Annotated in this window: 13 protein-coding genes; all 13 read right to left on the bottom strand. The window is 51.0% G+C overall.

What is annotated here, in order from left to right; genetic code table 11:
- Window positions 1–25: 25 nt before the first annotated feature.
- Window positions 26–1,408: a cysteine--tRNA ligase gene (cysS, locus tag C1A11_RS00240; RefSeq protein ID WP_102048429.1), complete on the bottom strand. Its 1,383-nt coding sequence runs from the start codon at window positions 1,406–1,408 to the stop codon at window positions 26–28.
- 471 nt (window positions 1,409–1,879) lie between these two features.
- Window positions 1,880–2,155, bottom strand: a complete 276-nt coding sequence (locus C1A11_RS00235; RefSeq protein ID WP_102048428.1) for an HU family DNA-binding protein — start codon at window positions 2,153–2,155, stop codon at window positions 1,880–1,882.
- Between the two features lie 56 nt (window positions 2,156–2,211).
- Window positions 2,212–3,003 (bottom strand): nucleoside triphosphate pyrophosphohydrolase, encoded by a 792-nt coding sequence (gene mazG, locus C1A11_RS00230; RefSeq protein ID WP_102048427.1) that lies wholly within the window; start codon window positions 3,001–3,003, stop codon window positions 2,212–2,214.
- Window positions 3,004–3,346: 343 nt separating this feature from the next.
- Window positions 3,347–3,706 carry a zinc ribbon domain-containing protein gene (locus tag C1A11_RS00225; protein WP_102048426.1) on the bottom strand — a complete coding sequence of 120 codons (360 nt, stop codon included), beginning with the start codon at window positions 3,704–3,706 and terminating at the stop codon, window positions 3,347–3,349.
- 86 nt (window positions 3,707–3,792) lie between these two features.
- A complete protein-coding gene (locus C1A11_RS00220; RefSeq protein ID WP_102048425.1) occupies window positions 3,793–4,725 on the bottom strand; it encodes a uridine kinase family protein in 933 nt (310 codons plus the stop codon).
- Window positions 4,691–6,139, bottom strand: a complete 1,449-nt coding sequence (gene hemZ / locus C1A11_RS00215) for a coproporphyrinogen dehydrogenase HemZ (protein WP_102048424.1) — start codon at window positions 6,137–6,139, stop codon at window positions 4,691–4,693. Before hemZ ends, C1A11_RS00220 begins: the two co-directional genes overlap by 35 nt.
- A 20-nt stretch (window positions 6,140–6,159) precedes the next feature.
- On the bottom strand, window positions 6,160–6,732 hold the full coding sequence (locus tag C1A11_RS00210) for an MBL fold metallo-hydrolase (protein ID WP_102048423.1): 573 nt from the start codon (window positions 6,730–6,732) through the stop codon (window positions 6,160–6,162).
- 69 nt (window positions 6,733–6,801) lie between these two features.
- Complete coding sequence (dtd, locus tag C1A11_RS00205; RefSeq protein ID WP_102048422.1) at window positions 6,802–7,260, bottom strand: D-aminoacyl-tRNA deacylase; 459 nt, start codon at window positions 7,258–7,260, stop codon at window positions 6,802–6,804.
- 69 nt (window positions 7,261–7,329) lie between these two features.
- Window positions 7,330–9,504: a RelA/SpoT family protein gene (locus C1A11_RS00200; protein ID WP_341458110.1), complete on the bottom strand. Its 2,175-nt coding sequence runs from the start codon at window positions 9,502–9,504 to the stop codon at window positions 7,330–7,332.
- Window positions 9,505–9,540: 36 nt separating this feature from the next.
- A complete protein-coding gene (recJ, locus tag C1A11_RS00195; RefSeq protein ID WP_102048421.1) occupies window positions 9,541–11,577 on the bottom strand; it encodes a single-stranded-DNA-specific exonuclease RecJ in 2,037 nt (678 codons plus the stop codon).
- A gap of 48 nt (window positions 11,578–11,625) precedes the next feature.
- A complete protein-coding gene (locus tag C1A11_RS00190; protein WP_102048420.1) occupies window positions 11,626–13,200 on the bottom strand; it encodes an NAD(P)/FAD-dependent oxidoreductase in 1,575 nt (524 codons plus the stop codon).
- Window positions 13,201–13,242: 42 nt separating this feature from the next.
- On the bottom strand, window positions 13,243–14,517 hold the full coding sequence (locus tag C1A11_RS00185) for a CdaR family protein (protein ID WP_102048419.1): 1,275 nt from the start codon (window positions 14,515–14,517) through the stop codon (window positions 13,243–13,245).
- Window positions 14,498–15,439: a diadenylate cyclase CdaA gene (cdaA, locus tag C1A11_RS00180; RefSeq protein ID WP_102048418.1), complete on the bottom strand. Its 942-nt coding sequence runs from the start codon at window positions 15,437–15,439 to the stop codon at window positions 14,498–14,500. The genes C1A11_RS00185 and cdaA overlap by 20 nt, the downstream gene beginning before the upstream one ends.
- Between the last annotated feature and the right edge of the window lie 17 nt (window positions 15,440–15,456).

Raw genomic sequence — 15,456 nt, 5'->3', positions numbered from 1 at the left:
AAAGTGCAAGTTCGCAAAAGCGAGGTTATTTTCTAACAATTTTCGGTCCGGATGCGGTATCCTCTACCACATAACCAAGCGAGGCAAGCTCATCACGGATGGCATCTGCACGAGCCCAGTTTTTCGCCTTGCGCACTTCGGTACGCTCTGCAACCAGAGATTTAACATGCTCCGGCACGTCATCAGTATTGCGATTGTAAAGAAGGCCGAGCACTCCGGTCAGAGAATCAAACATATCTGCGGCAGCCTGCAGCGATTCTTTGCTCTCGCTTGCCGACAGTGTGTTAATCTCGCGCGCAAACTCAAACACAGCTGCGATGGCATCTGCGGTGTTTAGGTCATCGTCCATCGCGTCGATGAATTTAGCCTTCGCTGCTTCTGCTTTTGCAATCAGCTCTTTGCCTTCTCCGCTTGCGTTTCCCATGGCAAAATCAAGATTGTTGCGGCAGGTGTACAGACGCTCGAGGCTGGCTTTGCAGCTTTCAATAACCTCTTTGGTGTAGTTGAGCGGGCTGCGGTAGTGGCCGCTGATGAGGAAGAAGCGAATGGGCTCATAACCAACCTGCTCTGCCACATCGCGCACGGTAAAGAAGTTGTTGAGGCTCTTGCTCATTTTATGGTTGTCGATGTTCAAAAAGCCGTTATGCATCCAGTAGTTTGCAAAGGTGCAGCCATTTGCGCATTCGGACTGGGCAATCTCGTTTTCGTGATGCGGGAAAACCAGGTCGACACCGCCGCAGTGCAGGTCGATGGTATCTCCAAGATGGCGGCGTGCCATTGCAGAGCACTCAATGTGCCAGCCGGGACGGCCCGGGCCATACGGAGATGCCCATGCCGGCTCGCCGGGCTTAGAAGACTTCCACACAGCAAAATCCATCGGGTCTTCTTTGATTTCACCCACCGAAATGCGCGCACCCGCCTCAAGGTCCTCCAGCGGCTGATGGGAGAGCTTGCCGTAGTCATGGTCTTTGTGCGCACGGAAGTAAACGTCTCCGTTGTTTGCCACATAAGCAAAGCCTTTATCTACCAGATCTTTGGTAATGGCGAGAATCTCGTCAATGTGCTCTGTTGCACGCGGGTGTACGGTCGCAGGCTTTACGTTAAGGCCTCGGCAGTCGGTGAAATATTCCTGCTCATATCGACGGGCAATCACATCGTAGGTTGTACCCTCTTCGTTTGCTTTTTTGATGATTTTATCGTCGATGTCAGTAATGTTAGACACATAGTAGACCTTATTGCCCAAGAACTCGAGATAGCGGCGCAGCGTATCGAACACGCAAACCGGGCGGGCATTGCCTACATGAATAAAGTTGTAAACCGTGGGGCCGCAAACATAAATGCGGTATTCGCCCTCTTTGATGGGGATGAACTCGTCCTTTTGACGGGTCAGTGTGTTAAAAATCTTCATTGAAAACCATTCCTTTCGAATCAGGCCGAAGACCGCTAAAATAAAAAAACGCCTTCTTCTGTTTTACACAGACGAAGGCGAAATATTCCGCGGTTCCACTTCGGTTTTAACTCTTTTGCCGATAACGGGGCATCCCGCAGCCAGATACTAGGCAAAACTCGCCTTTCCCTGTCTGTACTACCGGGTGCATTTCGTACTCTGGCTTTGTGGGGGAAGCTTTCAGCCAATGACTTCCCTTCTCTGGCACCTGCACAGGGTCTTACTTTTCCCGGTCAACGTATTTTATATATAAGTCATATTATACCAGTTTTGTGTTTTTTGTCAAACAAATTCTCCTCTATCTTATCTTTGTTTTTCGGGTTCAAAAGATATTGGCTTTGCCGCATTTTATAAATAGTTATAGCTAACTAAAAAACTACATATAAAAAAGAACAGGCCTAAGCCTGTCCTTTTTATCTGTGTTATTTTCTCTTATTTCGCAACAGCGTCTTTCAGAGCTTTACCAGCTTTGAAAGCGGGAGCAGTGGTTGCAGGGATTTCGATGGTCTCTTTGGTGCGGGGGTTACGACCGGTGCGAGCCGGGCGTTTGCGGGTCTCAAAAGTACCAAAGCCAACCAAAGCAACTTTGTCACCTTTCACGAGTGCTTCAGTGATAGCGTCGAGAACTGCGGAAACAGCTTTGTCTGCATCTTTCTTGGTGAGCTGAGCTTCGGTTGCAACTGCTGCGACCAGATCTGCTTTTGTCATAATAATAACCTCCAGAAAATAAATAGAATAATTTTATCATTTGAGAGCACCTTGCTCTAGGGAAAACATTGTTTTGCGCGCTGCCAAAAGGCATCAAGCTGCTCAGGTGAAAGCTCAGAAAGCGAATCGCTCTGGTGTGAGGCCATCGTTTCTACTGCCTTCGCGCGGGAGGCAAACTTGTCCGTAGAGCGGGTCAGCGCAAGTTCGGGGTCAATGCCCATCATGCGCGCGGTGTTCACTACCGAGAACAACACATCGCCCAGCTCGTCCATTTTCTCGTCGCGGCTTTGGGCCGCTGCAAGCTCTTTCAGCTCGCTTTCGAGGTCCTGCAGGGCGGTGGCGGCATCCGGGTAGTCAAGCCCCAGTGCGCCAGCTCGTTTTTGAATCTTTGACGCCCGCATCAACGCCGGAAACGCTTTCGGCACAGCATTCAACTGTGAGGTTACCGTCGTTTGGTTCTTTTCCGTCTTTTTCAGCTCGTTCCAGTTTTTCAGCACTTCATCGGCTGAATCTGCCTCTACCGAGCCAAAAACGTGCGGGTGTCGATAAATCAGCTTTTTGCAGATGCCATCACAGACATCATTGAAGCTAAAGTTATTTTGCTCTTCTTCCATCTGGGTATGCAAAGCAACTTGAAGCAGAATATCTCCCAGCTCTTCGCAAAGACCTTCGGTATCCTCTGCGTCAATGGCATCCACCACTTCGTAGGTCTCTTCAATAAAGTTCATACGAATTGTGTGGTGGGTTTGCACCTTATCCCACGGGCATCCATTGTCAGGGTCGCGCAGCAATGCAACAATCGTCAACAAATCTGCAATCGTGTAGTTTTCTTTTTGACAAAACTCCATAGTATATGGCTCCTTCGATGCAAAAAAGTGATTTAAATGCGACTTGTACGATTTGAAACATGTTACTATGATACCGCAAAAAGCCGCCTGTTGCAAGGGTTTGCGCGTTTTTTCGGCAAAGACAAGCAGTTTTCACAAAAATGAAAGAGAATTTGAATAAATTCTTTTTCGGCGTGAAATTTTCTCTCTTGACTTTAAGGATATTGCCCGGTTTACTGCGGCTTAATCCGGACTTGGATGGGCTTTTTCTGCATTTGCAGCAGGCACCAAAGCCGCCGCAGAGCGATTCGCTTTGCGCGGCTTAGGTGCCGCCCCTGTTACATACCAGAATTTTGGCTTGGAACTAGTCAAGTTTTGCCCCGCAACGAGCGCAAAACCCGGCCTCATTGCTGACCTCCGCGCCACAAGAGGGGCAAATGGAAACGCAGTATTTTTCTGCTTCCTGAGCTTCCTGCTCATTCAGCTTTGCTTCTACCGCAGCAATCACTTCTACATAGTGGTTAATCAAGTCGTCATTCTCTTCGCCGGACTTTTTGAGCGAATAGACCAGCGCGCCCAGTTGACGCTGTGCTTTCGAAAGCTGGTTTTCCAGCGCTACACGGTCAATTTTCTCTTTGCCTTTGGTGACGATTTCGCCCGCGGTGTCTGCTGCACGGTTGGCAAGGTTTTTGCCCATAGCGAGCCATTTGTCGAATTCGGACATAATACCCCTTCTTTCTGTTCTCTTAAATATAGTAAAAAACGTTCTCTTCCAATTTATGCAACACGCCAATGGCGCAATGCGGCGGACTAGTTGGTGCTGAGAAATTCCTGCAGCATAGACTTTTTCGGAATGAGGTCGAGGCTGATTGAGCGGCAAGGCGCAAATTCCAGCATCAGCTGCGCAATCCGGTCGTGCGCCGGGCTGTTTTCTGCAACAGCTTCGAAGGTTTCTCGCACCAGCGGTGCCAGCGCGCAGATTTCGTAGCTGAACGAAGTATCCAGCAGCAAATCAGCCTCCGGCTTAAACACTTTTATAAAGCGGTCTTCGCCTGAGCAAACACCAGGCCACATCTCGAGCGTTTTTTCCGGGCTGTGTCCACGGAATTTATAGTCGCGCACAAGACGGCGTGCAAGCCGAATTTCGCGGGTAGAAAGGGTGCGTTGGCCTTTCAGCGCGTACTCTTCCCGCAGGCCTGCATAAATCTTGTAGATTTGGTTGCGGGGCAGCGTGTCAGTCAACTGCGGGTTCAGCGCATGAATGCCCTCTACCACTACTACGCCCTCGCCTACCGAAATATCAAGCCACTCTTCTTTGCGCATCTCGCTTAGAAAATCGAAATCAGGGATTTTTGTATGCCCCTGCTTGATAATTTCGCCAAGGCTTTTCACAATCTGCGGCACATCAATGGCCGTGATATTCTCGTAATCCTTTGTGCCGTCGGGCAAGCGAGGATATTCATCGAGGTTTTTAAAGAAATTGTCCAGCGAAATCACGCAGGAAGGCTGCCCCATCTCTTGAATGCGCTGAGACAGTTTGTGTGCTGTTGTGGTTTTGCCCGAAGCAGAAGGGCCGGTGAGCATAACAACGCGGCAGCCGGACTCGTGCACCTCGTTAGCGGCAGCGCGCACACGGCTTTCATATTCAATCTCACAATGGCGGACAAAGCTTTCGGGGCTTTGTGCCGCAGTGTTGACAAGACCAATGTCAACAAGACGTTTCGGAATCCAAATGGCTGGCATAAAAGCTCTCAATCCTTTCTTTTCGCTTCAGCATTGTATCGAACCCGCTGATGTATTCTTGCGGATATTTATAATTAAATACCCGTTCGATGCGCTTTGTATCCGGTGCGAGCAGCTTTGTTACACCGCCTGCCCCGGCCGAAAAAATACTGTGCAGCTCTTCCATGATGTAGATATTATACCGTCCTTCAAACCCAGGTTTTGCAAAGCCCGTATTTTCAAGATTTTGCAAAGTACCCTTCTGCCGGTAGAGGTAATAGGGCAAATATCCTGCGTCCGTAAGCAAGCTGTTTTTCTCTACCATCCGCGCAACGTCTTCGTAGCTGTCTTCTGCGTGGTCGATTACAAGATTCGAAGCGCGCTTTAACGTAAGCGTATGCACCGTGATATTCTCAGGTTCCATCGCGATGACCCCTTGCAGACTTTGCGTAAAGCCTGCTACGGTATCTCCGGGCAGCCCGGCAATCAGGTCCATATTGATATTGTTATGCCCAGCTCGGCGCGCATCTTCATAGCAGCGATAAATATCTTCTGCCGTGTGCTTGCGTCCAATCGCGGCCAGCACCTCATCCGAAAGGGTCTGCGGATTGATGGAAATACGAGTCGCCCCATATTCACGCAATATGGCAAGCTTTTCAAAATCGGTACAGTCAGGGCGTCCCGCTTCAACGGTGTATTCTTCGAGTGCGCCGATATCAAAGCATTCGCGCACCGTGCCCATTAACATACGCAGCTCATCCGCAGAAAGCGAGGTAGGCGTACCTCCACCAATATAAATGGTGCAAAGGTGCAGCCCCAGCTTGCTGATATACCCTGCAATGTCGCGAACTTCAAGACAGAGTTTTTCTACATAGGGCGCTACCAGCTTTTTTTCGCTGCCGATGGTGCGGGAAACGAACGAGCAATAGCTGCACCTAGAGGGGCAAAAAGGAATGCCGATATATAAGCTACAGCTGTGTGGCGGCAATGCATCCATAATCGGGCGCTGCGCATGTGCCGTAGCGAGGGCAAGCTCAGTTTTCTGCTCTGACGCGAGAAATTTCATACGAAACTCTTCACGTACCGCAGCATCGTCTCCTCCGCGGTTCCAGCGCTCGTGCACAAGGCGCACCGGGCGCACACCGGTTAATACACCCCATGGTGGGCATGCGCCGGTAAATTCACTCAGCAGACCATAGAGCAAACGTGCCAATGCAAATTCCTGCTCTTCGCCCGCTTCCGCCGGTGCTGTGCGAACAAGACATTGGCCTTTGCTGCGCACTGCGCAAAGCAAGCGGTATTTGCCGGCGCGCGCTACAATAATGTCATCTTTTGCGCGCGGAAATCCGCTTGTTACAGTGACCTGACGCAAAAATAAGCGTGTCACATTTTCGGTTTCGTAAATCGAGGGCATGCCGTCGATATAAAGCTGCATAAGGCAACCCCCTTTCGCAATTATCTCAGGTAACGATTGTGCAGTTTCTCCTGTTTCATCGTCGAGAACATCTCGTGACCGGGCAGTACCTGCGGATCGTCCTGCACTGCTTCACATAACTTGTGAAGCGATTCTTGAATTTGAGTAAAGCTGCCGCCGGGCAGATCGGTACGGCCGATGTCGCCGCAAAAGAGCGTGTCGCCGGTAAAAAGATATTCGCCGCAGCGCAGGCAAACACTGCCCGGGGTGTGCCCGGGGGTTGCAATGACCGTAAATTCCATCTCGTCAAACTTCAGCTTTTGGCCATCGGTCAAAAATGCATCGGCAGAGAGGCCGAACTGCTCGGCATCACCGCGGGCAATGTACATTTTTGCGCCGGTTTCGTCGCGCAGTACATCAATCGAGCCTACGTGGTCGTGGTGACCATGCGTCTGCAAAATGGCAACCAGCTTTGCCCTGTTTTTTTTCAGCGCGCCCAGATACAGTTTAGAATCAGCGGCAGCGTCTACAATCACGGCGTTCCCGGCATCTGAAATCAGCAAGAAGCTGTTTGTGTAATATGGGCCGGGTGCATTTAAATGAAAAATCTTCATATTATTATTCCTTTCTTGACCATCGGCACCGCATTACACTGGCGCCGATTATCCTCTTAGGCAGAATATTCAGCTTCGCTTCCACTCTTCGGTATCCAGCACCAGCGTAACCGGGCCATCATTGACGAGTGCAATTTGCATTTCTGCGCCAAACTCTCCTGTTTCCACCTTGGAGATTCCTGCCTCTCGCACGCACTGGATGAAAAGCTCGTATGCTTCTACCGAAAGCGGCGGTTTTGCGGCAGCAATAAAGCTGGGGCGGCGTCCCTTTTTGGTATCCGCCTGCAGCGTAAAATTGCTCACAATCATAATGTCATATCCAAGATCGAGGGCAGAGAGGTTCAGCTTTTCGTTTTCATCCTCAAAAATACGTAGCTCGGCACATTTTCTGGCAAGCAGCTTCGCATCGTCCAGTGTATCGGTGGCGGCAACCCCCAGCAAAATCAAAAGGCCTTCCCCTATAGTGTGGGTCTCTGCGCCGTTGATGGTGACTGACGCGTTTTTTACGCGCTGCAGTACAGCTTTCATAATTCGGTATTCCCTTTCCTATTGCAATCATGCGCTACGGGTCTTCCGCCCGCACCGCGCGGCATGCCGTTACAGGCGGTTCACCGCGACTACATCCTTGACTTTTTTAAGCTTTGTGATAACCGACCCAAGGTGGTCGATATTGCTGATGCCCACAGTAACCGTGATATTGTTGCGGCCGTCTGCCGTTTGGCGCGCCACAAAAGAGTAGATGGGCACCTTCATATTGGCAAGCGAACTGGAAACATCAACAATCAGAGATTCTCGATCCATCGCAGTAATTTCAAGCGTGGATTTAAAGCTCTCTTTCACGCCATCTGCCCACCAGGCTTTTACCCAGCGCGGGCTGTTGTCGTCCAAATTCATGCCAATCTGCACATTGGGGCAGTCTTTTTTATGAATCGACACGCCAAAGCCACGTGTAATAAAGCCTACGATAGCATCGCCCGGCAGTGGGTTGCAGCATTTTGCAAATTTAACAAGGCAGTTATCCAGTCCTTCCACAATAACGCCCTCGCTGCTCTTCTGCTTTTTCATCGGCAGCTGGAAGGTTTCCACCGGGTCGCTGGCTTTGATAAGTTTTGTATATTCCTCTTTGATTTTAGGCATCAGCCGCGAAACTTGAAGGCCGCCATAACCGATGGCAGCGTACATTTCTTCCGCACTGTTCATGCGCTGGCGTCGGGCAATGTCCTCCATAAAAGAGACGTATTTGTCTTCGGGCAGTGTGACGAGATTGCGCCGCATTTCGCGGTCCAGCGCCGTTTTACCCTCGAGGATATTTTCTTCTCGCCGTTCCTTTTTGAACCAGCTGCGAATTTTATTTTTCGCTTCACTTGTGGTGACGATAGACAGCCAGTCGCGCGAAGGGCCTTTATCTTTTGCACCGGTCAAAACTTCAATAATCTCGCCGGTAACAACTTTATGGTCAATCGGCACAATTCTGCCGTTGACCTTCGCGCCAGTCATGCGGTTGCCAACTGCGGAATGAATCGCGTAAGCAAAGTCGATGACGGTAGCGCCTGTGGGCAGGTTAATTACGTCACCGCGCGGTGTAAATACGAACACCTCTTCGGGCAGAAGCTCCGATTTGATATTGCGCAGTAAATCGACTGCATCTTCAGAATCGCGCTGGCTTTCTAACAGCTGGCGAACCCAGGCCAGCCGTTCTTCCAGCTTATCTGCGCCGCGAATGCCCTCTTTATATTTCCAGTGGGCAGCAACGCCGTACTCTGCGGTATGGTGCATTTCCCAAGTGCGAATCTGCACCTCAAAGGGTATCCCCTGATGGCCCAGCACGGTAGTGTGCAGCGACTGGTAGCCATTCGGTTTTGGGGTGGAAATATAGTCCTTAAACCGATTTGGCAATGGGTGGAACATATCATGGATAATGCCCAGTGCATTGTAGCACTCGCCCACGTTTTCTACGATAATGCGCAGCGCATAAACGTCATAGATTTCCGCAAATTCTTTGTTCTGGATGAACATTTTGCGGTAGATGCCATAAACGGATTTAATTCGGCTGGAAAGCTGTGCATCGACGATGCCATTTTCCGAAAGCCGTTCGCGAATCAAGTCTGCCAAATCCTGTACAAACTGATGTGCGCCGCCATTCTGCGAAAGCATGTGGGTGATGTCACCATAGCCGACAGGATCCAGATACTGCAAACTGTGGTCTTCCAGTTCTTCCTGCACGTTATTCATGCCAAGACGGTGCGCGATGGGGGCGTAAACCTCCATCGTTTCCAGTGCTTTGTCACGCCGTTTTTGCTCCGGCATAGCGTCCATCGTCCGCATGTTGTGCAATCGGTCGCACAGCTTAATCAGCATGACGCGAATGTCCTGACTCATGGCGAGCAGCATCTTACGAAGGTTTTCCGCCTGCTGTTCTTCCATCGTCGAAAAGGTAATTTTGCCGAGCTTCGTTACGCCATCCACCAGCGCAGTAATCTCTTCACCAAATTCAGATTTAAGATTGGCGAGGCTGACCTCGGTGTCCTCTACCACATCGTGCAAAAGTGCTGCCGCAATGCTTTCCGTATCAAGCCCAAGGTCAATCAGCAAAGCCGCTACATTCAGCGGATGAGTAATGTAGGGTTCCCCGCTTTTTCTTGCAACACCGCGGTGTGCTTTTTCTGCCAGAGCATAGGCCTTATCGATAACCGCAAGGTCATAACTGCGGCCAGAGTCCGCAATCAGCGTTTTTAATTTATCATAGGTTATGAGTTCTTCCAACAAAATCACCTCGTTTGGGCGCCATTTGCGCCGCACGCTTTGGCATTAGTCCGCCATCAGCGTTTTCAGTATAGGGGCGTCTGCAAGGTTGCATTTTTCTGAAGTCTTGCTGACGGTATATTTCGCCTGACCGTTAACATCGGTCTTTTCAATGAGACCCAGCTCACGCAGCGCGCGCAGGGCCACCATAATCTTACCCGCATTTAACGGCGCAAGTTTTATAAAGCAGGGGCAAAAATCCTCTGCAAAAATGCCCTCAGTGCGTACCATGCGGTAAACCAGCGCGGTCTCTTCACGGGTGGGCAAAATCATATCTTTTTGTTCGCGGGTCAGCGGCACGCCGCCTAAAAAAGCGCGGTAAAGTTCGGTAAACTGTACGTAATCGTTACCGATACCCGCCGGGCGAATTGCACGCACACGGCCGGAAATTTGGGCGCCCGAAGGCCCTTCATAGATAGAAACCGAAAGCAGCGCTTCAACCTTATCGCCGGGCTTGTAGCAAAGTGCCGAGGGTGAAACGCCAAATAACACCGCAAACAGTTGTGCCCCGCCCTGCCGCAACCGCAGCCGGGAGTGATGGCCGTCCGAGATGGGATAAACCGCCTCGAGGGTCGCATTTTCAAGCAAAAATACCGGAGAAGGGTTGCTATTGCCATAGGGCGCAAGGTAGCGCAGCCCTGCAACGTCATCGGTCGTGATATCGCCGAGTTCTACGGGAGCATCCACTTTAATTGGGGTCGCTCCGATAAACGGGAATTCGCGCGCCGAAAATTCGTTAATCATCTCGGAAAAACGAACCAGATTTTCGCGTTTTACGGACATGCCGGCTGCCAGGTCATGCCCGCCATACCGTACCAGTATTTCTTTACATGCTGAAATTGCGGTATAAAGCGAAAAACCAGCTACGCTGCGGCCAGAACCTTTTGCCTCATCGCCATCAATCGAAAATACGATAGCCGGGCGACCAAAACGCTCTACCAAACGGCTGGCCACGATGCCGATAACGCCGGGGTGGTAGCCTTCGCCCCACACCACAATCACGCGGCGGTTTTTCAGCACATCATCGGTAGCAATGCGGTCTACAATGCCCTGCACGATTTCCTGCTCTGTTTTCTGGCGTGCCTGGTTGTATTCATCCAAACGGCGCGCGAGAGCTGCTGCCTCTTCCTCTTCTTCGGTCAACAGCAGGCGTAGTGCCGCCGTTGCATCTTCCATACGCCCCGCCGCGTTGATGCGGGGAGCAATGGCAAAGCTGACATTTTCGGCGGTAACTGTTTTATTGGTAAACCCGCTGACATCAAGTAACGCACGCAGACCTGGACGCTCTGATTGCTGCAACAGCTGAATGCCGTGCCGCACCATAATACGGTTTTCTCCGGTCAATGCCATGATGTCTGCCACAGTACCAATTGCGACAAAATCCGCGTAATAAGGCATTAAATCCTCGGGTGCACAGCCCTCGATGGCACAAATTACTTTAAATGCAACGCCAACCCCTGCCAGACTTTTGCAGGGGCTTTCGTCCCCTTCTTGCAATGGGTCGATGACTGCCACTGCATCGGGCAGCTTCTGCGGAGGCAGATGATGGTCAGTGACAATCACATCTACACCTAATGTTTTAGCATATGCAATCTCTTCATAAGCCGAAATGCCGTTATCCACCGTAATAACCAGCGTGATGCCTTTGGATGCAATCAGGTCGATTGCCGCTTTAGAAAGCCCATACCCATCGTCGGCACGGCTGGGGAGTTTATAGTAAACCTCTGCCCCGATGCTTTCGAGGTAGGTGTACATTAATGCGGTGGAGCAAACACCGTCGACGTCATAATCCCCAAACACCGCGATTCTCTCACCCGCATCCACCGCTGCATGGATACGCTCCACCGCAATGTCAATTTGCTTAAGCAGGCTGGGTGAAGAAAGCGGTGGCTCTTCCCGAATAAAACGATTGATTGCCTCGGGGGTGTCGAGTCCGCGAGAAAGAAGCACGTCGCACACCAGCGGCGGAGCACCGGTGGCTTTGCTCAACGTTTTAGATGCTGTTTTGTCAGGCCTGTTCACAAGCCAGGAGCGATAAACCATGATGATAATCTTCCTTTTTATGATAACCCTTAACCGGCAAACTGCCTTTTAAGAGAAAGAATAAGTCTCGAGAATGTTCTGTGCCACACGCAGGCCATCCACCGCAGCACTAACGATGCCACCGGCATAACCGGCGCCTTCGCCACAGGGGTAAAGGCCTTCGATTGTTTCGCTGCAGGTGTCTGCACGGCGCGCAATACGCACGGGGCTGGAGGTGCGTGTTTCAAGCCCTGTCAAAATAGCATCCGGTGCACAAAAGCCGGTTTGCTTTTTTTCAAAACGGGCGATGCCCTCACGCAAAGCGCGCGTTAAATGATTGGGTAACAGGCTGCCAAGATCAGCCGCAGCCACCCCACGCGGATAGGTGGGGCAGACACTGCCAACGCAAAGCTGCCCTTCCCCCCGCAAAAAGCTGGGGACGTTTTCTGCCGGGGCGACATAGCCGCCATGCACTTTATAAGCGCGTGCTTCCAGCTCACGCTGAAATGCAATCGCTTTCGCCGGGTCGCCGTTAAAATCACTGTCCAGCACGCCTACCACAACTGCTGCGTTGGCATTTTCTCCATCGCGCGCATGGTAGCTCATTCCGTTGGTGCAAAGGTGTTCTGCTTCACTCGCTGCCGCGACCACCTGCCCACCCGGGCACATGCAAAAAGTATAAACGCCGCGGTCACCTACGTGGGTAGAAAGTTGATATTCCCCCGGCGGCAATGCGGGGTGCCCCGCGGCCTCGTGGTAAAGTGCGCGGTCTACTTCGCGCTGCAAATGCTCTACGCGAAAACCAACTGAAAACGGCTTTGCTGCCATCTTTACTTCGTAGCGCGGCAAAAATTCAAATACGTCGCGCGCGGAATGCCCTACTGCCAACACCAATACTTCAGTGGCAATGTCACCTGCTGTGGTAGCAACGCCGGTCAGTCGGCCGTTGGCCGTCAGCAACCCGGTCAGCCTGGTATTAAAGTGAACTTCACCGCCAAGTGCCTCAATCTCTTTACGAATTGAGGTAATCACGCCGCGCAGCTCGTCGGTGCCGATATGCGGCTTTGCACGCAGGGCAATTTCTTGCGGTGCACCGTGCTGCAACAGCACCTCTGTCACATAATCACACCGCTCGTCACCAATGCGGGTAACCAGTTTACCGTCTGAAAAAGTTCCGGCGCCGCCTTCACCAAATTGAATGTTAGCGTTTTCGTCCAGCTCGCCAGTAAGGTTAAATCGCTCTACCTTAGCCGCGCGCTCTTCAATGGCAGGGCCTCGCTCCAACACAATGGGCCTTGCGCCTTGCTTTGCCAGCAGCAACGCAGCAAAAAGCCCCGCCGGACCAAGCCCGCAAACCACAGGCTGCCCTGCCGCTTTGCTGCCGCGGCCAATAACCAGCGGCTTCGTTTGCCTTGCCGAAACACCGGGAACACCGATAAATTTAGATTCATCCAGCCCCGGCTGGAGAGTGAGCAGCACACCGTACACAAAGCACACCTTGCCGTGGCGCGCATCTACCGAAATTTTACTGACACCGCCAGACACAACCGACGAGGCAGAAAGCCCTACCCTTTTGCGGGCAGCTTCCAGCGCGTCCTGCTCGGTTGCAGAAAGCGGAAGTCTGAGCCCTGAGATTTGCAGCATACCGCTCCTCCTTTCATTTTTAGCCGCAAGCGCGGCTGTCTCTTATTTTGCGCTTACACTGACCAGTGCCGTATACTCGCCCACAGCAAACATGGTTTTGCTGCCCGGCACAAGAATGCTTACCGGCACGGTTTGCTGGCCTCTCTCTGCGTCAAGGTCGCCTGCATTAATCTGTGCGACCACCGAGCTGGAGGTAAGCGTTGCTATTTCATCTTTCGGGCCAATGATGGTTACATCATACAGCCGCGCAGTTTCAATCTTTACATTGTAGTTTTGAGGCGCATTAATCAGTCTAATATCGTTGACCGTCAGCGTTTTGGAGGCCAGCGCGCTGGTATCGAATGAAACGGTCACTTTTGTAATATTATCGAGATTCAAGAAACCTTTTTCGAGGTTAACGTCAAACGTATATTCCCCACCAAGACGGAACTCTTTAGGGATATTGAGATAGCCAATAACCAGCTCGCTCATGTTATCAATCTTTGCACCCGGTCCTGCTACATTAATGGAGGGATGGGACAGGGTGTATTTGAAAATGCTACTATCGAGCCCTTCCGGCAGACCGGCAAATTCAAGTTTTAACGGCAAAGTCGCCTTTTTCAAAATAGGCACTGTTACCTCAATATTTTCTGTGTCGAACGTCAAAAGGTTTTTGCTCAGCGGGTTGCCATCGCGGTCATATAATAGCAATGTGCCCGCAGTCAGCTTACTTTCACTGAGCTCCTCACCCGCGAGGTCAACCTGCACCGCAACCTTAGAAACTGCCGACAGCTCTTTGCTCGGACCAGCGAGTGTAATCTCGCTCGGGGTGGCAAAAGCCTTATCCAAAATATAGCCTTCTGCCGGGCGAACACCGGTGGTATCTACTTCTACCACAAATTTTTTGGTATCCAGCGTGTCAAAGCGGACGCTTACTGTTTTGGGCGTAATGCTGCCCGCAACAATTTGATAGTCTTTCAGCGTATCCACCTTGGTAGCATTGAGTGAAAGGTCATAACGGCCAGCCGCAGTAACGCTGGTCAGCTGTGGATACACGAGAATATCCGATGCTCCTAAACCATTAATGATTTTCCGGTCACCTGTTACTTTTACCGACACGGTATATTTTTGTTCATCTACGATGGATAGCCCCAGCGATTGATACGCCGAGGCTGCATAATTAAGCTTTACGGGAATGTTACGGATAATGTTGGTGTCGCGGGTGTTGATATACAGCGACACAAACAGCCACGCAATAACCGCAATGATAATTGAAATGACGACGTTGAACTGGCTGTTGGAAAACATTTTTTGCAGCTTACTCTGCTTTTTTTCCATGATCGTCACCCCCCTTGTTTCGTTTGATGCGGAAGGACTTTTTCTTTTTCTCTTCCGTTTTCGGCAGCTCTGGCACTAACTCGCTCTTAAGCAGACTAAACAGATTCTGGCGGTCTAAACGGCGAATCAATACGCCGTTTTTCGCAAGAGAAACAATGCCGGTCTCCTCAGAAACAACCACGCAGATTGCATCAGAGTTTTCGCTCATGCCAAGCGCAGCGCGGTGACGGGTGCCCATATCTTTGCTAATTTCAAGGTTTGCGGAAAGCGGAAGCACACAACCAGCAGCTTTGATGCGGGCATCCCGAACCACCACCGCACCGTCGTGCAGAGGGGTGCCTTCGTAAAAAATCGTGCCAATCGCTTCCACGTTGATGTCTGCATTAAGCACGGTGCCGGTTTTGATGATTTCGCCAAGGTTGGAGCGACGCTCAAAAACAATCAGCGCGCCAGTGCGGGAATCGCTCATCTGCTCTACCGCATCGCACACAGTTGCAATTGCGGTTTGCCATTGCTCGCGCACCTGTTCATCCACAGTATGTGTTTTAAAAAATGAAAAGCTGAAAATATTGGTGCGCCCCATCTGCTCAAGTGCACGGCGCAGCTCTGGCTGGAAGATAACAACAAGCGCCAGCGCACCAAACTGCAATACCTGCTGCAACAAAAAATTAAGTGTGCGCAGCTGAAACACCGCCGAGCCAAAAAAAGCGAGAAACAGCACAAGAATGCCCTTCATCAGCTGGGCCGCACGAGTCTGTTTGACCAGTGTTATGACCTCATACACCAAAAAGGCAACAATAATAATATCAATAATATCAGCTAGCTTAGGGTGGCTGATGACATTGATGACCTCTGATAACGTTGCACCAAAACTATTGCGCAACAAGCTGCCCACATCGGCCAGCGTAACCTCTCCCGGCATAAAACTGCCTCCCGTCT

The sequence above is a fragment of the Pygmaiobacter massiliensis genome, assembly GCF_900199435.1.
In the GTDB taxonomy this organism is placed as follows: Bacteria; Bacillota; Clostridia; order Oscillospirales; family Ruminococcaceae; genus Pygmaiobacter; species Pygmaiobacter massiliensis.
Note: the sequence above shows the minus strand (reverse complement) of the source record. Positions and strands in the feature narration are given on the sequence as shown.